The sequence below is a fragment of the Chromobacterium sp. LK11 genome (genome assembly GCF_001043705.1).
GTDB classification, from domain to species: Bacteria; Pseudomonadota; Gammaproteobacteria; order Burkholderiales; family Chromobacteriaceae; genus Chromobacterium; species Chromobacterium alkanivorans.
Genome location: NZ_LDUR01000016.1, coordinates 307,820 through 325,125, shown reverse-complemented (window position 1 = coordinate 325,125; position 17,306 = coordinate 307,820). Strand labels below are relative to the sequence as shown.

General features: G+C 67.0%; 17 protein-coding genes. 15 read left to right on the top strand and 2 right to left on the bottom strand.

Annotated features, from left to right (window positions below; all coding sequences use genetic code 11):
* The 13 genes from fdxH (at position 1) to VK98_RS12140 (ending at position 13,341) form a co-directional block, all read left to right on the top strand.
* Positions 1 to 876, top strand: coding sequence for a formate dehydrogenase subunit beta (gene fdxH, locus VK98_RS12200; protein WP_048414279.1), 876 nt, complete (start codon positions 1 to 3; stop codon positions 874 to 876).
* Positions 873 to 1,502 carry a formate dehydrogenase subunit gamma gene (locus tag VK98_RS12195; RefSeq protein ID WP_048414278.1) on the top strand — a complete coding sequence of 210 codons (630 nt, stop codon included), beginning with the start codon at positions 873 to 875 and terminating at the stop codon, positions 1,500 to 1,502. The genes fdxH and VK98_RS12195 overlap by 4 nt, the downstream gene beginning before the upstream one ends.
* The gene (gene fdhE / locus VK98_RS12190) at positions 1,499 to 2,425 is read left to right on the top strand and encodes a formate dehydrogenase accessory protein FdhE (RefSeq protein ID WP_048414277.1); all 927 of its coding nucleotides are present in this window, start codon (positions 1,499 to 1,501) and stop codon (positions 2,423 to 2,425) included. Before VK98_RS12195 ends, fdhE begins: the two co-directional genes overlap by 4 nt.
* A gap of 148 nt (positions 2,426 to 2,573) precedes the next feature.
* The gene (locus VK98_RS12185) at positions 2,574 to 3,578 is read left to right on the top strand and encodes a hypothetical protein (RefSeq protein ID WP_156187843.1); all 1,005 of its coding nucleotides are present in this window, start codon (positions 2,574 to 2,576) and stop codon (positions 3,576 to 3,578) included.
* Positions 3,579 to 3,595: 17 nt separating this feature from the next.
* Positions 3,596 to 3,964 (top strand): response regulator, encoded by a 369-nt coding sequence (locus tag VK98_RS12180; protein ID WP_048409685.1) that lies wholly within the window; start codon positions 3,596 to 3,598, stop codon positions 3,962 to 3,964.
* Positions 3,965 to 3,977: 13 nt separating this feature from the next.
* On the top strand, positions 3,978 to 4,328 hold the full coding sequence (locus VK98_RS12175) for a lipid asymmetry maintenance protein MlaB (protein ID WP_053077352.1): 351 nt from the start codon (positions 3,978 to 3,980) through the stop codon (positions 4,326 to 4,328).
* Positions 4,318 to 6,612, top strand: a complete 2,295-nt coding sequence (locus VK98_RS12170) for a chemotaxis protein CheA (protein WP_048414275.1) — start codon at positions 4,318 to 4,320, stop codon at positions 6,610 to 6,612. Before VK98_RS12175 ends, VK98_RS12170 begins: the two co-directional genes overlap by 11 nt.
* Entirely contained in the window at positions 6,609 to 8,252 is a 1,644-nt protein-coding gene (locus VK98_RS12165) for a methyl-accepting chemotaxis protein (protein ID WP_053077351.1), read from the top strand. The genes VK98_RS12170 and VK98_RS12165 overlap by 4 nt, the downstream gene beginning before the upstream one ends.
* 13 nt (positions 8,253 to 8,265) lie before the next feature.
* Entirely contained in the window at positions 8,266 to 8,826 is a 561-nt protein-coding gene (locus tag VK98_RS12160) for a chemotaxis protein CheW (RefSeq protein ID WP_048414274.1), read from the top strand.
* A 6-nt stretch (positions 8,827 to 8,832) separates the two neighbouring features.
* Positions 8,833 to 10,413 carry a methyl-accepting chemotaxis protein gene (locus VK98_RS22795; protein ID WP_053077350.1) on the top strand — a complete coding sequence of 527 codons (1,581 nt, stop codon included), beginning with the start codon at positions 8,833 to 8,835 and terminating at the stop codon, positions 10,411 to 10,413.
* Positions 10,414 to 10,488: 75 nt separating this feature from the next.
* Positions 10,489 to 11,013, top strand: a complete 525-nt coding sequence (locus tag VK98_RS12150) for a chemotaxis protein CheD (protein WP_048414273.1) — start codon at positions 10,489 to 10,491, stop codon at positions 11,011 to 11,013.
* Positions 11,010 to 12,125 (top strand): chemotaxis response regulator protein-glutamate methylesterase, encoded by a 1,116-nt coding sequence (locus tag VK98_RS12145; RefSeq protein WP_048414272.1) that lies wholly within the window; start codon positions 11,010 to 11,012, stop codon positions 12,123 to 12,125. The genes VK98_RS12150 and VK98_RS12145 overlap by 4 nt, the downstream gene beginning before the upstream one ends.
* A 13-nt stretch (positions 12,126 to 12,138) precedes the next feature.
* Positions 12,139 to 13,341: an EAL domain-containing protein gene (locus VK98_RS12140; RefSeq protein ID WP_048414271.1), complete on the top strand. Its 1,203-nt coding sequence runs from the start codon at positions 12,139 to 12,141 to the stop codon at positions 13,339 to 13,341.
* 9 nt (positions 13,342 to 13,350) lie between these two features.
* On the opposite strand, the gene VK98_RS12135 is transcribed toward VK98_RS12140, so the two are convergent.
* Entirely contained in the window at positions 13,351 to 14,340 is a 990-nt protein-coding gene (locus VK98_RS12135; RefSeq protein WP_048414270.1) for a serine/threonine protein kinase, read from the bottom strand.
* A gap of 80 nt (positions 14,341 to 14,420) precedes the next feature.
* On the opposite strand from VK98_RS12135, the gene selA reads away from it, so the two are divergent.
* Positions 14,421 to 15,827, top strand: a complete 1,407-nt coding sequence (gene selA / locus VK98_RS12130; RefSeq protein ID WP_048414269.1) for an L-seryl-tRNA(Sec) selenium transferase — start codon at positions 14,421 to 14,423, stop codon at positions 15,825 to 15,827.
* Here selA and VK98_RS12125 read toward each other — a convergent pair.
* On the bottom strand, positions 15,810 to 16,142 hold the full coding sequence (locus tag VK98_RS12125) for a GlpM family protein (RefSeq protein ID WP_048414268.1): 333 nt from the start codon (positions 16,140 to 16,142) through the stop codon (positions 15,810 to 15,812). The two genes, selA and VK98_RS12125, sit on opposite strands and share 18 nt — an antisense overlap.
* Positions 16,143 to 16,309: 167 nt before the next feature.
* Here VK98_RS12125 and VK98_RS12120 point away from each other — a divergent pair, with 167 nt between their 5' ends.
* On the top strand, positions 16,310 to 17,239 hold the full coding sequence (locus tag VK98_RS12120; protein ID WP_048414267.1) for a cation diffusion facilitator family transporter: 930 nt from the start codon (positions 16,310 to 16,312) through the stop codon (positions 17,237 to 17,239).
* Positions 17,240 to 17,306: the final 67 nt, after the last annotated feature.

Here is a 17,306-nt window from a genome sequence, read left to right as displayed (position 1 = left end):
ATGTCATCACTGCAATCGCAAGATATCCTGCGCCGCTCCGCCAGCCCCACCCAGCCGCCGGTGGTGCGCGATTACAAGGCCGAAGTGGCCAAGCTGATCGACGTGTCCACCTGCATCGGCTGCAAGGCCTGTCAGGTGGCCTGCTCGGAGTGGAACGACATCCGCGACGAAGTGGGCAGCAACGTCGGCGTCTACGACAACCCGGCCGACCTCACCGCCCACAGCTGGACGGTGATGCGCTACAGCGAGGTGGAGGAAAGCGGCAAGCTGGAATGGCTGATCCGCAAGGACGGCTGCATGCACTGCGCCGACCCGGGCTGTCTGAAGGCCTGTCCGTCGCCGGGGGCCATCATCCAGTACGCCAACGGCATCGTGGACTTCCAGTCCGAGCACTGCATCGGCTGCGGCTATTGCATCTCAGGCTGTCCGTTCAACGTCCCGCGCATCAACCAGAAGGACAACAAGGCGTATAAATGCACCTTGTGCTCCGACCGGGTGATGGTGGGCCAGGAGCCGGCCTGCGTGAAGACCTGTCCCACCGGAGCCATCCGCTTCGGCACCAAGTCCGATATGCAGACCTACGCCCACGAGCGGGTGGAAGAGCTGAAGACCCGCGGCTACGCCAACGCCGGGCTGTACGATCCGGAAGGCGTGGGCGGCACCCACGTGATGTACGTGCTGCACCATGCCGACAAGCCGGAGCTGTATTCCGGCCTGGCCAAGGATCCCAAGATCAGCCCGGTGGTCAGTCTGTGGAAGGGCATCCTCAAGCCGCTGTCCACCATAGGCCTGGCGGCCTCGGTGCTGTTCGGCTTCTTCCACTACATCGGCGTCGGCCCCAATAAGGCGGAAGAGGAAGAGGAGGAACAGGCATGAGCAAGGAAAAGCTGATCAAGCGCTACAGCGCGGCGGAACGCCTCAACCACTGGATCGTGGCGGTGTGCTTCGTGCTGTTGGCGATTTCCGGCCTGGCCTTCTTCTACCCGGCCTTCTTCTGGCTGACCGGCGTATTCGGCACGCCGCAGCTGGCGCGCATCATCCACCCCTTCGTCGGGGTGCTGATGTTCGTCGGCTTCGCGCGCCAGTTCCTGCGCTACTGGCATCACAACTTCCTGGACAAGGAAGACGTGAAGTGGATGATGGCGGTGAAGTCGGTGCTGTCCGGCCACGAGGTCGGCGACATCGGCAAGTACAACGGCGGCCAAAAGGGCATGTTCTGGCTGATGACCGGCTGCATGCTGGTGCTGGTGTGCACCGGCTTCATCATGTGGCGGCCCTACTTCGCCCTGTACTTCCCCATCCCGGTAATCCGCGTGGCGCTGCTCTTGCACGCCTGGAGCGCGCTGATCCTGATCGCCGGCATCATCGTCCACGTCTACGCCGCCATCTGGGTGCGCGGCACGATACGGGCGATGGTGGAAGGCGTGGTCACCCACGCCTGGGCCAAGAAGCATCATCCGCGCTGGTATCGTGAAATGACCGGAGACAAGAACAAGCCATGAGCATACGCATCGTCCCCCTGGACGAGGCTGGCCGGCTGCAAACCGCGGCGGGAGAAATCCCGCCGTTATTGCTGCCCCAGCCCGCCGAACGCTATCTGGCCCGCAGCCAACGCCTGACCGCGCTGGCCGACGGCCACCCGATGGCGGCCTACCTGGCCTTCGCCGCCCGCATCGCCGCCGCGCAGCACCGCTTGGTGCGCGAACAGCCGGTGACGCTGCCGCCGCGCGGCGATTACTTTCATCATTGCGCCGAACACGGCCTGCCGCCGCTGGGCGCCGCCGCCTGGCCGCGCGATCCGGTCTGGCGCGATCTGCTGCGCGCGCTGTGCGCGGAGCTGGCCGCCCTGCCCGGCCCCGCCGGCGAGGTGGCGCGCGAGCTGGAACAGGCCGACGACGCGGCGCTGGAAAGCGCCGCGCGCGCGCTGCTCGACGGCGATTTCGCCGCCGTCGGCTCGGCGCGAGCGCCCTTGCTGTGGGCGGCGCTGTCGGTCTACTTCAGCCAGCTGGCCGCGCAACTGCAGGTGACGGCGGTGGCCGAACCGGACGACGCCCGCCACCTGTGCCCGGTGTGCGCGATGCCGCCGGTGGCCAGCGTGGTGCGCCTCGGCAACGAGTCCGGCCTGCGCTATCTGCATTGCAGCCTGTGCGAGAGCGAATGGCATCTGGTGCGCGCCAAGTGCAGCAATTGCGAAGCCACGCGCGACATCGGCTACTGGTCGCTGGAGCAAGGCGACAGCCAGCAGGCCGCGGTGCGCGGCGAAAGCTGCGGCGACTGCGGCAGCTATCTGAAGATCCTGGCGCTGGACAAGGACCTGAACGCCGAGCCGGCGGCCGACGATCTGGCCACGCTGGCGCTGGACCAGCAATTGGAGCAACGCGGCTTCGCCCGCAGCGGAGTCAATCCGCTGCTGTTTCCCGGCTAAGCCGCCGCTCCCAACGTCCCCCCAAGCCTCCTACACGGAGGCTTTTTTCATGGCGTCGGCGAGCGCTTTGGCCGCGCCGTCCGTTTGCATAAGAAAAAACCAACAACTACAAAAAAGGTATGACTTTTTTCTATCCCGGTTGATCGACATGGCCCTGCTCCCGCCCCTGACGCCAAGAAACCGCCTGCTGCTGGGCCTGGCCATCAATGGCGGCGTCCTGTGCTGGCTGTTCTGGGGGCAGCCCCTGCTCTGGGCCGGTCTGGCGCTCAGTTCCGCCGCGCTGGCGCTGGCCCTGTGTTGGCCCGCGCCCGCCGCCGCGCCGCAGCCGTCTAGCCCGGACGAATACTGGCAGGGCTTCGCCAGCCACGTCTGCGCCTTGCTGCCGCTGTGGGCCGGCCACATCTCCCTGGGCAAGGAACAGATGGACGACGCCGCCAACCGGCTGACCCTGCGCTTCGACGGCATCCTGCGCCAAGTGGGCGGCGCGGTGCCCAAACCGGGCGAGCACACCGACCAGGCGGCGCTGGCGCAGGCGGAAAGCCGGCTCCAGCACTTGCTTCAGCTCTTGCAGAACGCCACCCGGCAACAGACCGACCTCGCCATCCATCTGCACACCCTGGGCCAGTCGGCCAGCACCCTGCAAAACCTGGTGCGCAGCCTGATCAGCGGCCGCCAGCTGGACGGCGAGCAAAGCATGGAGCAATTGGGCAGCGACACGCTGGAACAGCTGTCCCGGCTGCAGAACCAGATAGACAAGGCCATGGACAGCCTGGCGCTGATGGCGCACGAGCCGCTGCGGCCGCAGACGCCGCGAAATCCCGCCGACGCGGCCGCGCAGGATCCGGAAGCCGCGCCGGACGACGAAGCCGCGCAGTCGCAATCCCTGCAGCAGGCGCTGGAAGACATCCTGGTTCAGCTGCAATTCCAGGACCGGGTGGATCAAATCCTCAGCGGGGTGCAAAACGATATGCGACGGCTGGAAAACGTGTTCAGCCTGGCGCTGATCGACGCCGAGCAGCGGCCGGCGCCACCGGACACCGCCGCCTGGCTGGAGGCCTTGAAAAACAGCTATACCACCCATGAGCAGCGCGTCCTGCACAGCAGCGACAAGACTGAATCGGGCAATAACCAGAACAACATCACCTTTTTTTGATCCGGGGAACGCTTTCGATGGCCAAAACCATACTCATCGTCGATGACTCGGCCAGCCTGCGGCAGGTGGTGCGCATGACGCTTGCCGGCGCGGGCTATGAGGTGCTGGAGGCCGCCAACGGCCAAGAAGCCCTTGACGTGCTGGACGGGCGCAAAGTCCATCTGATCGTCTCCGACGTGAACATGCCGCTGATGGACGGCATCGCGCTGCTGCGCAACATCAAGGTCCATCCCAATTACAAGTTCACTCCGGTGATCATGCTGACCACCGAATCCTCCGAGGAAAAGAAGCAGGAAGGCAAGGCCGCCGGGGCCAAGGCCTGGGTGGTCAAACCGTTCCAGCCGCCGGTGCTGTTGACCGCCGTTTCCAAATTGATCCTGCCCTGACCGGGAGCCCGACATGCCGCGCGCCCGCAAAAAAACAGACGCCCAAGACAGCGCGCCCGCCGCGCCGCCCGCCGCCGCTTTCCAGCTGACGCTCAGCGGAGAACAAACCATTTACCAGGCGGCGGAACTGCACCAGCAACTCCACGCCGCCCTGGCCGGCCACGCCGCCATCGAACTGGACCTGTCCTGCGTTGGCGAGCTGGACTGCGCCATCGCCCAAGTGTTGCTGTGGCTGCGCCGGGAAAGCCTGCGCAAGGGCGTCGCGCTGCGCTTCGTCGACCCCAGCCCGGCGTCGCTGGACTTCATCCGCCTGGTCGGCCTGCAAGGCGAACTCTCTTTGGAGGAGGCCGCGCATGGATCTTGAACTGGCGCTGCAAACCTTCTTCGAAGAATCCAACGATCTGCTGGGGGAGATGGAACGCATCCTGCTGGACGCGGAAGCCGACTCCACCACCACGGAACAGCTGAACGCCCTGTTCCGCTCCATGCACACCATCAAGGGCTCGGCCGGGCTGTTCGGCCTGGACGTCGTCGTCGGCTTCACCCATGAAGTGGAAAACGTGCTGGACCTGCTGCGCGACGGCGCGCTGCGGCTGGACGACATGCTGACCGGCCTGCTGCTGCGCTGCCACGACCACGTCAAGGAAATGCTGACCGCGCTGGCGGCCAAGGACAGCCTGGAGCGCTTCGCCGGCACCGAACTGCTGGAGGAACTGGTCGCCTACAGCCGCGCCGTCGGCGGCGCGGCCGTCGAGGAAGCTCCGGCGGAGAGCGAGCCGCCGCAAGCGCCGCCCGAGGCCCTTGTTGAAGCCGAGCCTACGGCCGCGCAGAGGCCGGAGCAATGGCTGCTGTCGCTGCGCTTCGGCCCGGACATGCTGCGCAACGGCATGGACCCCTCGTCCTTCATCCGCTATCTCGCCACCATAGGCGAGATCGACCGGATCGAAGCCGTCACCACCCAGTTGCCGGCCGGCGACGCCTTCAACCCGGAAACCAATTATCTGCGGCTGGAAGCGCTGTACCGCAGCCAGGAGGCGCAGCAGACGCTGGTGGACGTCTTCGAATTCGCCCGCGAAGACAGCGAGGTCCACATCTTGGCCTGGCCGCCCACGCCGCGGCAACAGGCGCAGACGCTGGCCAGCGCGTCGCCGGAGGAAGCCGACGCGGTGCAGGCGGTCTGGCTGCGCTTTGGCCTGGAGCCCGGCGCCGAGGCCGACGAGGCCGAGGCGGCGTCCGACGCGCCGCTGACGGAGGAGGAGGAAGCGCCGCTGGTGGAGATCGTGGAGTTCGCGCCGGAAGACCTCGCCGCCGCGGACGCCGATCCCGCGCCGCTCGCCGACGCGGCGCCGGAAGCCCCCGCCGCGCGCGCCGGCGCCAAAACCGTCAGCGACGCCAAAAGCGGCAAAGCGGCCGAAAGCAAATTCATCAAGGTGGAGGCCGGCAAGCTGGACAGCCTGATCAATCTGATCGGCGAACTGGTGATCGCCGGCGCCGCCGCCAACCTGGTGGCGCGCCGTTCGCAGCAAAGCGCGCTGGTGGAGTCCACCCAGGCCATCGCCAACCTGATCGAACAGATCCGCGCCGGCACCCTGTCCATGCGCATGATCCAGATCGGCGAAATCTTCAACCGCTTCCCGCGGGTGGCGCGCGACGTGTCGCGCGAACTGGGCAAGGACATCCAGCTGCACATCTCCGGCGCGGAAACCGAGCTGGACAAATCCATGGTGGAGAAACTGGGCGATCCGCTGATGCACATCGTGCGCAACGCCATCGACCACGGCATCGAAACCACCGAGCGCCGGCTGGCCGCCGGCAAGCCGGCCGAAGGCCATGTCTGGCTCAACGCCTACCATGAGTCCGGCAGCATCGTGATCGAAGTGGCCGACGACGGCGGCGGCCTCAATCAGCAACGCATCCTGGCCAAGGCGGTGGAGCGCGGCCTGCTGCCCGCCGACGCGACCTTGCCGGAGCAGGACGCGTTCCGGCTGATCTTCGAAGCCGGCTTCTCCACCGCGGACCAGGTCACCAACATCTCCGGCCGCGGCGTCGGCATGGACGTGGTGAGGAAAAGCATAGAGCAGCTGCGCGGCACCATAGACATCGAATCCGAATTCGGACTCGGCACCACCTTCCGCATCCGGCTGCCGCTGACGCTGGCCATCATCGACGGCTTCCTGGTGGAAGTCGCCGCCGCCACCTTCGTGGTGCCGCTGGAAGCGGTGATCGAATGCATAGAACTGCCCGCCGCGCTGGACAAGGACAGCGTGCACGACTGCCTGAACCTGCGCGGCGAACTGCTGCCGCTGCTGCGCCTGGACGGCTTCCTGGATCTGCCCGCCGTCGCGGCCAAACGCCGCAACGTGGTGGTGGTCCACTACGGCGAGCGCAAGGCCGGCCTGGTGGTGGACGCCTTGCTGGGCGAATTCCAGACCGTGATCAAGCCGCTGGGCAGCCTGTTCCGCCATCTCAAAGCCATCAGCGGCTCCACCATACTGGGCACCGGCGAAGTCGCCTTGATTCTCGACGTGCCCGCCCTGATTCACCACGCCACCCAAAAAGAGGCGGAGCGCTACGCGCTGTTTCCCGCCCGGGAATGGGACCCAGGCACGACAAACACCGCGGCGAAAACGGATAGGAGCGCCCAATGAGCCAATACAAACACGGCATGTCCATCGCGCAGAAACTCGGCCTGGGCTTCGGCCTGATCATCGTGCTGATGCTGATCTGCGTCGGCGCGGCGCTGTACGGGCTGGAAATCAGCAATGTCGCGCTGCGCGACATCACCCAGGTCAACAATGTGGAAAGCCGCTTGGCGCGCCAGTTGATCAGCGACAACCAGGACATCCGCATCGCCTACCGCAACGTGATGCTGGCCGAGGGGCCGGCCGACATCAACAACGCGCTGCAAGCCTATCAGGCGGCCAAAGTCATCTATATGGACCGGGAAAAGAAACTGGCCGAAGTCTTCCGGCAGGCGGACAACAACACCCCTCAGGAACTGGAGCAGATGAGCCGCATCCAGAACATGCGTCCGGCCACGCTCACCATGGTGGACAAGGCGGTGGACCTGGCCAACCAGGGGCGCCAGGACGAGGCCAAAAAAATGATGCAGGGCGAGATCGCGCCGCAGATGATCGCCTTCAACCAACAGCTGACCGCGCTGGCGGACCTGGAGGACAAGCTCAACGAGCAATTGGCCAACCAGGCCGACACCAGTTATCAACAGGCCCACTGGGTGATGATCGCGCTGTCCTTGCTGGCCGCGCTGTTCAGCACCGTCATCGCCACCCTGATCACCCGCAATCTGCTGCGCACCCTGGGCGGTGAACCGCACTATGTGTCCGAAGTGATGCGCCATGTGGCCGACGGCAATCTGGACGCGGAGATCCGGCTGCGGCCGGGCGACCAAAGCAGCTTGTGCGCCGCCATCGCCGTCACCATAGAGCGGATGCGCACCATCATCGCCGAGGTCAAGAGCGGCTCCGAAGCGCTGTCCAGCGCCGCGCAGCAGATCAACTCCACCTCCCAGGCGCTGTCCCAGGCCGCCAGCGAACAGGCGGCCGGCATCGAGGAGACCTCGGCCTCGGTGGAGGAAATGTCCTCCTCCATCAGCCAGACCAACGACAACGCCCGCGTGACCGAAAGCATCGCCACCAAGGCCTCGCGCGAAGCGGCCGAGGGCGGCGAGGCGGTGCGCCGCACCGTGGAGGCGATGCGCCAGATCGCAGACAAGATCGGCATCGTCGACGACATCGCCTACCAGACCAATCTGCTGGCGCTCAACGCCGCCATCGAAGCCGCGCGCGCCGGCGAACACGGCAAGGGCTTCGCCGTGGTGGCGGCGGAAGTGCGCAAACTGGCCGAGCGCAGCCAGATCGCCGCTCAGGAAATCAGCGGCGTGGCCGGCAGCAGCGTCAAGCTGGCCGAACAAGCCGGCCAGTTCCTGGAGGAAATCGTCCGTTCCAGCAGCCGCACCGCCGATCTGGTGCAGGAAATCGCCGCCGCGTCCAACGAACAGGCCAGCGGCGTCAGCCAGATCAACTCCGCCATCCAGCAACTGAGCCTGACCACCCAACAGAACGCGTCCGCCAGCGAAGAGCTGGCCTCCACCGCCGAGGAAATGAACGATCAGGCCGAACACCTGCAGGAGCTGATGGGCTACTTCAAGCTGGGCGCCGCCGAAACCCTGCATCCTGCGACGCGGGTGCGGGCGCGGCACGAACCCGCCCTGCTGCACAAGCCGCTGCACCCGCCGCTGGCGGAAGAGTCCGACTTCATCCGTTTCTAACCCGGACAGCGCCATGAAACCGCTACATCTGCAGCGCAAGCACGACAACGCCTCCTCCGCCGAGCCGCAGGCCGACGTCCGCCAATACCTGACCTTCCAACTGGGCGGCGACGTCTTCGCCATCGGCATCCTGGCGATACGCGAAATCCTGGAATACCTGAAACCCACCCATGTGCCGCTGATGCCGCCCTTCATCCGCGGCGTGATGAATCTGCGCGGCTCGGTGGTGCCGGTGATAGACCTGTCGCTGCGCTTCGCCCGCGGCGAAACCGAAATCAACCGCCGCACCTGCGTCGTCATCATCGAAGTCGAGGGCGAGGACCAGTTGCAGCTGATCGGCATCCTGGTGGACGCGGTGCACGAGGTGCTGGCCATCCCCGACGCCGACATCGAGCCGCCGCCCCAGTTCGGCAGCAAGATCCGCGTCGACTTCATCGCCGGCATGGCCAAGCTGGACGGCCATTTCATCGTGCTGCTCAACGTCAACAAAGTGCTGTCGGTCGATGAAATGGCGCTGATCTCCAGCCTGGGCCAACAGGACGCCGCCGCGGAAACCCAAACGGAAAAGGCCTGAGCGGCGATGCCGGCCCCCTTCGCCTCCGCGCCCGGCCGGAATCCCCTGTCCGTCTCCCGGCAACTGAAGCTGGGCTTCGGTGCGCTGCTGTGCCTGCTGCTGGCCCTGATCGGCGCCGGGCTCTACGGCCTTGAGCAGTTCCACACCCAGCTGGAAGAGGTCACCCGGGTCTACGGCCGCCAAGCCCGGCTCAGCGACCGCATGCATGTCCAGATTCAGGAAATGCGCATCGACTACCGCTCGCTGATCATCGTCTCCAGCCGCCGCGACATCCAGGCCTGGCGCGAAAGCTATCTCGCCGCCCGCGGCCGCTATCTGGAGCTGGAGCAAAAACTCGCCGACGCCATAGAACGACAGCAGGCGCCGGGCAAGGAAGCGCTGCAACGCTCGATGCGGCAGCTGCAAACCCAACGCGGCCTGGCCTTCGCGATACTGGATCAAGGCATGCGCCAGGCCGCGGCCAATCAGAAATACGAAGCCCGCAAAGCGCTGGACCAGGCCGCGCCGGCGCTGCTCGTCGCGCTGCGGCAGCTGCGCGAACAAGCGCACGCCCTGCGCCAGCAAGCCAGCGAGCTGGCGGAGCGCCGCGGCCGGCAACTGAGAACGCTGCTGCTGGCGCTGGCCGGCGGCAGCGCGCTGGCCGGCCTGACCCTGGCCTGGGCCATCCACCGCAATCTGTGGCGCATCCTGGGCGCGGAGCCCGACGCGCTGGCCGCGCGCATGCGCGACATGGCCGCCGGCCGCCTGTGCCGCGGCGACAAAGCGCCCGCCGGAACGCGCCGCAGCGTGCACACCGCTTTGGAGTATTGCGACCGCCATCTGAGCGGCATCATCCTGGACGTGAGCCACAGCGCCGACCAACTGGCCGACAGCGCCCGCGAAATCCGGGCCACCGCCGAGGCGCTGGCGCAAAGCAGCTGGGCCGCCGCGCTCAGCGTCGGCGCCACCGCGGAATCCTGCGCCCAGATGCACGACGTCAGCCAGGGCAATCTGGCGCAGGCGGAGCTGACCAACGCCGCCGCCCACGACGCCGCGCGCCAGGTGGCGGACGGCAAACAGGCGGTGCAGACCGCGGAGAGCGCGCTGGAGCAGATCGCCGAACGCATCGCCATCGTCGAGGACATCGCCTACCAGACCAATTTGCTGGCGCTCAACGCCGCCATCGAGACCGCCACCGCCGGCCCGCACGGCCGCGGCTTCGCCGTGGTGGCCGACGATGTGCGCAAGCTGGCCGAACGCAGCCAGAACGCCGCGCGGGAAATAGGCGAACTGGCGCGGCGCAGCCGCCATGAGGCGCGCCAGGCCGCGCGCGCGCTGTCCGGCATCCTGGAGCGCAGCGCGGCCACCGCGGAGCTGGTGGGCGGCATCAGCGTCGCCAGCCGCGAGGAAGCGCGCGGCATCGCCCAGGTCAACGACGCGATGGAGCGCCTGGGCGAGGTGTCCCAGCGCAACACCTCCAACAGCGAAGCGCTGGCGGCCACCGCCGCCGAAGTGCACAAACAGGCGGCGCGCCTGCAACAGCAAATCGCCTACTTCCTGATCCGGGACGCGGACGCCGCGCCGGAGGGCGCGTCGAATCCGCCCTGAAACGGCGCGGCAACTGTTCTACATTGAAACGAATGAACCGGTCGCTTGGCCACCTTAGGCGCAAAGGCCCTGGTAATGACAAAACAAGACGTCGATATTTTCCTGCATCCCGGCGATTGGTACTTCGGCGACAAGCACCACAAGATCCGCACGCTGCTCGGTTCCTGCGTCTCGATCACGCTGTGGCACCCCAAGGCCAAGATCGGCGGCATGTGCCACTACCTGCTGGCGCGACGCACCGACCGCCGGCCGTCGGCGCTGTCCGGCCGCTACGGCGACGAAGCCATGCTGCTGATGCTGCACGAGGTGCTGTCCTCCGGCCTGCCCTTGCAGGAGTTCCACGCCAAGCTGGTGGGCGGCGCCGCGGTGCTGGCCGGCGTCGAGCGCGATCAGCCGCACGACGTGCCGTCGCGCAATATCGACATGGCCTACCAACTGGTCAAGCAACTGGGGCTGTCGGTGCAGGCGGAGGATTTGGGCGGCAACAGCCCGCGGCTGGTGATGTTCGACCTGGCCACGGGCGATGTGTGGGTAAAACAGACGCAGGACGCGGACATGAGCAGGATTTCCGCACACCATAAGGCAAGGACTCGGGCATGACTATCAAAGTGCTGATCGTGGACGACTCTGCAGTGGTTCGCCAGGTGCTGAGCCAGGTTTTCAGCCAGGCAACCGGCATGACGGTGATGGATGTGGCCACCGACCCCATCGCCGCGATGGAAAAAATGAAACAGCAATGGCCGGACGTCATCGTGCTGGACATCGAGATGCCGCGCATGGACGGCATCACCTTCCTCAAGCAACTGATGGCCAGCCGGCCGACGCCGGTGGTGATCTGCTCCTCGCTGACGCAGAAAGGCACCGACATCAGCATGCAGGCGATGGCCGCCGGCGCGGTGGAAGTGATCGCCAAGCCCATGGCCGGGGTCAAGGGCTTCCTGGAGGAGAGCGCCAGTCAACTGGTGCACGCGGTGCGCAGCGCCGCCGCCGCCCGGATGAACCGGGTGCGGGTGATGCCGTCGGCCGGCGGCGCGACGCCGGGCTCGTCCTCCCTGGGCGCTGCGGCACCGGCGCCCAACCCGCTGGAAACCCGGCCCAAGCTGTCCGCCGACGCCATCCTGTCCGCGCCCACCGGCGGCAATATGTTCGCCACCACGGAACGCATCATCGCCGTGGGCACCTCCACCGGCGGCACCCAGGCGCTGGAAACCGTGCTCACCGCCTTGCCGCGCACCTGCCCCGGCCTCGCCATCGTCCAGCACATGCCGGAAAAATTCACCCGCTCCTTCGCCGAGCGGCTGGACAGCCTGTCCCAGATCGAGGTCAAGGAAGCCAGCAACGGCGACCGCATCCTGCCCGGCCGCGCGCTGATCGCCCCCGGCGGCAAGCACATGATGATCAAGCGCAGCGGCGCCTTCTACCTGGTGGAAGTGGTGGACGGCCCGCTGGTCAGCCGCCACAAACCGTCGGTGGACGTGCTGTTCCGCTCCGCCGCCAAGTTCGCCGGCAAGAACGCGCTGGGCATCATCATGACCGGCATGGGCGACGACGGCGCCAAGGGCTTGAAGGAAATGCACGATTGCGGCGCCAAGACCATCGCCCAGGACGAGGAAAGCTGCGTCGTGTTCGGCATGCCCAAGGAGGCGATCCGCCTGGGCGCGGCCGACGAAGTGATGTCGCTGGACACCATCGCCAAGGCGATTTGCCGCTGAACGAGGAAACACCATGCAACTGGATATCCAGGACGTCCTGATCATCGACGACAGCACCTTGCAGCGCCAGCACGGCTGCGAGATCTGCCAAGGCCTGGGCGCGCAGCAGATCCGCCAGGCCGCCAACGGCGAGGAAGGCCTGGAGCGGATGCGCGAGCAGCTGCCCAGCCTGATCCTGCTGGATTTGGAAATGCCCAAGCTGGACGGCGTGCAAGTGATGCAGCACATGGCCAAGGAGGGGCTGGCCGCGCCGCTGGTGGTCACCTCCAGCAAGGATTACCTGCTGATCTCCACCGTGGAGCTGATGGGGCGGGAATTGGGATTGCCGGTGCTGGGCGGCTTAAAGAAGCCGCTGCGCCAGCCCGAGCTGCTGGACCTGCTCAAACGGGTGTGGACGCCCAAGGGCGGCGACGAGCATCACGCCGAGCTGTTCAGCGAGGTGGAAGTGCGCGAAGCGCTGGACAAGGGCGAGATCATTCCCTACTACCAGCCCAAGGTCACCCTCAACGGCGGCCTGCTCAAGGGCGCGGAAATGCTGGCGCGCTGGCAGCACCCTGAACTCGGCATCGTCTCCCCCGCCCGCTTCATCCCGGTGGTGGAAGCCAGCGGCTGGGCCACCGAGCTGACGCTGAGCATGCTGGACCAGGGCCTGAAGCAATGGCAGGAATGGGCGCGCCGCGGTCTGCGGCTGCCGCTGTCGGTCAATCTGTCCGCGCTGTCGCTGAAAGGGGACGACCTGACCCAGCAAATCGAACAGCGCCTGCTCAGCACCCATGTGCCGCCGCGCTTCATCATCTTCGAAGTGACCGAGACCGCCATCGCCGACAATCTGGCCGAAGCCATCGGCATCGCCGCCCGGCTGCGCCTGGGCGGCCTGGGCCTGTCCATCGACGACTTCGGCACCGGCTTCGCCACCCTGCAGCAGCTGACCCGCTTCCCGTTCACCGAGCTGAAGATAGACCAGTCGCTGGTCACCTCGGTGTCCACCAAGCCGCACCTGGAGGCCGTGCTCAACAGCGTGATCGAACTGGCGCAGCGCATGCAGCTGACCACGGTGGCGGAAGGCATAGAAACCACCACCGATCTGGACTTCATGGGCAACCGCGGCTGCCTGATGGGCCAGGGCTATTTCATCGCCAAACCGATGGACGCGCCCCACTTCGAAAGCTGGGTCAAGGAAAGAATGCAGCAAAACAAGGAAGCCAGCACCGGCTGAGCGCTGAATTCAAGCCGACCACAGCGGCGGCTCGTCCAGCAGCGCGATCTGTTCGCGCAGCGTCAGGATCTGCTCCTCCCAATAGCGCTGGCCGTTGAACCAGGGGAAGGCGGCCGGGAAGGCCGGATCGTGCCAGCGCCGCGCCAGCCAGGCGCTGTAATGGATCAGGCGCAGGGTGCGCAGCGCCTCCAGCAAATGCAGTTCGCGCAGATCGAACTCGCAAAAGTCCTCGTAACCGGCCAGCACCTCGGCCAGCTGCGCCGATTGCTCCTCGCGGCTGCCGGACAGCAGCATCCACAAATCCTGCACCGCCGGCCCCATGCGGCTATCGTCGAAATCGACGAAATGCGGGCCATCGTCGGTCCACAGCATATTCCCGACATGGCAATCGCCGTGCAAGCGCAGCGCGCTCACCGCGCCGGCGCGCTGGTAGGCGCGGTCGACGCCGGCCAAGGCCTGCTCCAGCACGCCGCGGAACACCTCGCGCAGTTCCGGCGGCAAATCCGCGTGCCGCAATAGATAGTCCGCCGGCTCGCGGCCGAAGCTGGACGCATCCAAAGCCGGCCGCCGCGCGTAGCCCTCCACCCGGCCCAGGGCGTGGATGCGGCCGAGAAAGCGGCCTATCCACTCCAGCGTGCGCGCGTCGCCCAACTCCGGCACCCGGCCGCCGCGGCGCGGGAACAGGGCGAAGCGGAAACCGCCGTGATGGTGCAGCGTCGCGCCGTTGAAGACCAGCGGCGGCACCACCGGAATCTCGCGCTCCGCCAATTGCAGCGAAAACGCGTGCTCCTCCAGAATCTGCTCATCGCTCCAGCGCTCCGGCCGGTAAAACTTGGCCACCAGCGGCGCGGCGTCGTCGATGCCGACCTGATAAACCCGGTTCTCGTAGCTGTTCAGCGCCAGCAGGCTGCCGGAGCTGTAAAGGCCAAGGCTGTCCACGGCGTCGAGGATGGCGTCCGGCGTCAGACCGGCGTAGGGAGGCGTTTGATGTGTCTGCATCCAGCCATTATACGCAGCCGGCAGCTCTCGGGCGTAAGCGGGTAAAATGAAGAAATCTGACGCCGCGCCGGAAGCTCTCCATGGACCTGAAGAACCTGTACACCCGCCTGCCCTCGGTAGACCGCCTGCTGGGCCACGACCGCCTGGCCCGCCTGCTGGGCCGCCACGGCAACGCCGCGCTGGCCGAAGCCGTGCGCCAAACGCTGGAGCAGGCGCGCCGGACCATACGCGAACAGCACGCGCTGCCGGCCTGGGCCGCCAGCGACGACAGCCTGGCCGCCGCCGTCGGCGACCGGGTCGCCGAACGCCAGCGCATGCGGATGCGGCCGGTGTTCAATCTGTCCGGCACCGTGCTGCACACCAATCTGGGGCGGGCGCCGATGGCCGAAGCCGCGGTAGAGGCCGTGAGCGCCGCGATGCGCGAAGCCGCGACGCTGGAATTCGATCTGCAAGGCGCCGGCCGCGGCCACCGCGACCAGGCGGTCAGCGAACTGCTGCGCGAACTCACCGGCGCGGAAGCCGCCTGCGTGGTCAACAACAACGCGGCGGCGGTGCTGATCATGCTGTCCACCGTCGCCGCCGGCCGCGAAGTGATCCTGTCGCGCGGCGAGATGGTGGAGATAGGCGGCGCCTTCCGCATGCCGGACGTGATGCGCCAGGCCGGCTGCCGGCTGGTGGAAGTGGGCGCCACCAATCGCACCCACCTGAAGGACTACCGCAACGCCATTAGCGCGGAGACCGGCCTGCTGCTCAAGGTCCACACCAGCAATTACGCGATTCAGGGCTTCGCCAGCAGCGTGGCGGAAGCGGAGCTGGCCGAACTGGCGCGCGAACGCGGCCTGCCGGTGGCCACCGATCTGGGCTCCGGCGCGCTGATCGACCTGGCCGCCTACGGCCTGCCGCACGAACCGATGCCGCAGCAGATGATCGCCGCCGGCGTCGACCTGGTCAGCTTCTCCGGCGACAAGCTGCTGGGCGGCCCGCAGGCCGGCCTGATCATCGGCAAGCGCGAATGGATAGACAAGATTCAGCAGCACCCGCTCAAACGCGCGCTGCGCTGCGACAAGATGACGCTGGCGGCGCTGGAGGCCACGCTGCGGCTCTATCTGGAGCCGGACCGGCTGGCCGACGCCCTGCCCACGCTGCGCCGGCTGAGCCGCCCGCAAGCGGCGATGCGCGCCAGCGCCGAACGCCTGCTCGCGCCGCTGGCCGCGGCGCTGGGAACGGACTACCTGGCGGAGGGCGCCGCCTGCCTGTCCCAGATCGGCAGCGGCTCGCTGCCGGTAGACCGGCTGCCCAGCTGGGCGCTGGCGATAGCGCCCGCCGACGGCCGCGGCGGCACGCTGGAACGGCTGGCCGAAGCGCTGCGCGGGCTGCCGCGGCCGGTGATCGGCCGCCTGGCCGACGGCCGCTTATGGCTGGACCTGCGCTGCCTGGAAGACGAGGCAGGCTTCATCGCCAACCTGGCCTCATTGGCGCGTCCATAGCCACACCAAGGCGCCGGCGGCCACCGCCCAGCAAGCCGCCGCGCCCAGCAGCGCCGCGCCCAGCCGCCAACGGTCTATCAGCCAATACAAGGCCAGCAGATAGATGAAATAAGGCAGCAGCGAAGCCATGCCGAACAACAAGGTGGTTTTCAGCTCCGCCGCGCCGCGCTCGCCGCCGACGATGTAGTGCGCGATCAGCGCGAAAGTGGGGAACAGCGGCACCAGGCCGGCGATGTAGTAACTCCTGGACCTGGCCAACACGCTGATCAACAAGACCGCCAGCGCGCCCAAGGCGCTTTTCAGCAATAAAGCCATTCCCTGCCCCGCCCGCGGAAAACCACGATTGTGTCACAAGCCGCCTCCGCCGCGGCTGAGGTTCGTTCTTGTTCTCATTCTCATTAAGAAAAACAATCAATTTTTCAAATTTAATAGCTTTTTGTGCGATAATGGCGACATCCCACCCACTGCCGGACTGCACTGCCATGGCCCATACCCATCACGCCATCGACGGCGACAGCGCGGAGAAGCGCCGCGCCGGCCGCGTCAGCACGCTGGTCAGCGTCGCTGTCAACCTGATCCTCTCCACCACCCAGATCGTGGTGGGCGCGCTGGCCCACTCCTCGGCCCTGATCGCCGACGGTCTGCACTCGCTGTCCGACCTGATCGCCGACTTCGTCGTGCTGCTGGCCGGCAAACACAGCCACAAGGCGCCGGACAACGACCACCACTACGGCCACCACCGCTACGAAAACGCCGCCTCGCTGATCCTCGGCCTGCTGCTGCTGGGCGTGGGCCTGGGCATGCTCTACAGCGCCGCCGCGAAATTCCACGACCCCTCCGCCATCCCCACCGTCCACGCCGTCGCCCTGTGGGTGGCGCTGCTGGCGCTGGCGGTCAAGGAAGCGCTGTTCCGCTACATGCTGGCGGTGGCCCGCCGCGTGCGCTCCAGCATGCTGGTGGCCAATGCCTGGCACGCGCGCTCCGACGCCGCCTCCTCCCTGGTGGTGGCGCTGGGCATCATCGGCAACCTGATGGGCTATCCGCTGCTGGACCCGGTGGCCGCCCTGCTGGTGGGCCTGCTGGTCGCCCGCATGGGCTGGCGCTTCGGCTGGGACGCGATGCACGACCTGATGGACCGCGCCGCCGACGACGACGCCGTCGCCGCCATCCGCCAGACCCTGCTGGCCACACCGGGCATCCACGGCGTGCACGATCTGCGCACCCGCAAGATGGGCGACCTGATCCAGGTGGACGTGCATCTGGAAGTGGACGGCGCCATCAGCGTGGAACAGGCCCACGCCATCTCCGAAGCCGCGCGCCACCGCGTGCTGGAGCGGCATCCGGTGCTGGACGTGCTGGTCCACATCGACCCCGCCGGCCACTATCTTCCGGATCCCGCGCCCGCCCGCTGAGCGCGGGCCCATGGCCAAGCCCGCCGTTTCTGGCGATACTTGGCCTTTTCCCCCTGCCGCTTCGCCC

Excerpts from the sequence above, each read along its gene's own strand:
- fdxH (WP_048414279.1), top strand. The coding sequence starts at position 1 with ATGTCATCACTGCAATCGCAAGATATCCTGCGCCGCTCCGCCAGCCCC.
- VK98_RS12195 (WP_048414278.1), top strand. The coding sequence starts at position 873 with ATGAGCAAGGAAAAGCTGATCAAGCGCTACAGCGCGGCGGAACGCCTC.
- fdhE (WP_048414277.1), top strand. The coding sequence starts at position 1,499 with ATGAGCATACGCATCGTCCCCCTGGACGAGGCTGGCCGGCTGCAAACC.
- VK98_RS12185 (WP_156187843.1), top strand. The coding sequence starts at position 2,574 with ATGGCCCTGCTCCCGCCCCTGACGCCAAGAAACCGCCTGCTGCTGGGC.
- VK98_RS12180 (WP_048409685.1), top strand. The coding sequence starts at position 3,596 with ATGGCCAAAACCATACTCATCGTCGATGACTCGGCCAGCCTGCGGCAG.
- VK98_RS12175 (WP_053077352.1), top strand. The coding sequence starts at position 3,978 with ATGCCGCGCGCCCGCAAAAAAACAGACGCCCAAGACAGCGCGCCCGCC.
- VK98_RS12170 (WP_048414275.1), top strand. The coding sequence starts at position 4,318 with ATGGATCTTGAACTGGCGCTGCAAACCTTCTTCGAAGAATCCAACGAT.
- VK98_RS12165 (WP_053077351.1), top strand. The coding sequence starts at position 6,609 with ATGAGCCAATACAAACACGGCATGTCCATCGCGCAGAAACTCGGCCTG.
- VK98_RS12160 (WP_048414274.1), top strand. The coding sequence starts at position 8,266 with ATGAAACCGCTACATCTGCAGCGCAAGCACGACAACGCCTCCTCCGCC.
- VK98_RS22795 (WP_053077350.1), top strand. The coding sequence starts at position 8,833 with ATGCCGGCCCCCTTCGCCTCCGCGCCCGGCCGGAATCCCCTGTCCGTC.
- VK98_RS12150 (WP_048414273.1), top strand. The coding sequence starts at position 10,489 with ATGACAAAACAAGACGTCGATATTTTCCTGCATCCCGGCGATTGGTAC.
- VK98_RS12145 (WP_048414272.1), top strand. The coding sequence starts at position 11,010 with ATGACTATCAAAGTGCTGATCGTGGACGACTCTGCAGTGGTTCGCCAG.
- VK98_RS12140 (WP_048414271.1), top strand. The coding sequence starts at position 12,139 with ATGCAACTGGATATCCAGGACGTCCTGATCATCGACGACAGCACCTTG.
- VK98_RS12135 (WP_048414270.1), bottom strand. The coding sequence starts at position 14,340 with ATGCAGACACATCAAACGCCTCCCTACGCCGGTCTGACGCCGGACGCC.
- selA (WP_048414269.1), top strand. The coding sequence starts at position 14,421 with ATGGACCTGAAGAACCTGTACACCCGCCTGCCCTCGGTAGACCGCCTG.
- VK98_RS12125 (WP_048414268.1), bottom strand. The coding sequence starts at position 16,142 with ATGGCTTTATTGCTGAAAAGCGCCTTGGGCGCGCTGGCGGTCTTGTTG.
- VK98_RS12120 (WP_048414267.1), top strand. The coding sequence starts at position 16,310 with ATGGCCCATACCCATCACGCCATCGACGGCGACAGCGCGGAGAAGCGC.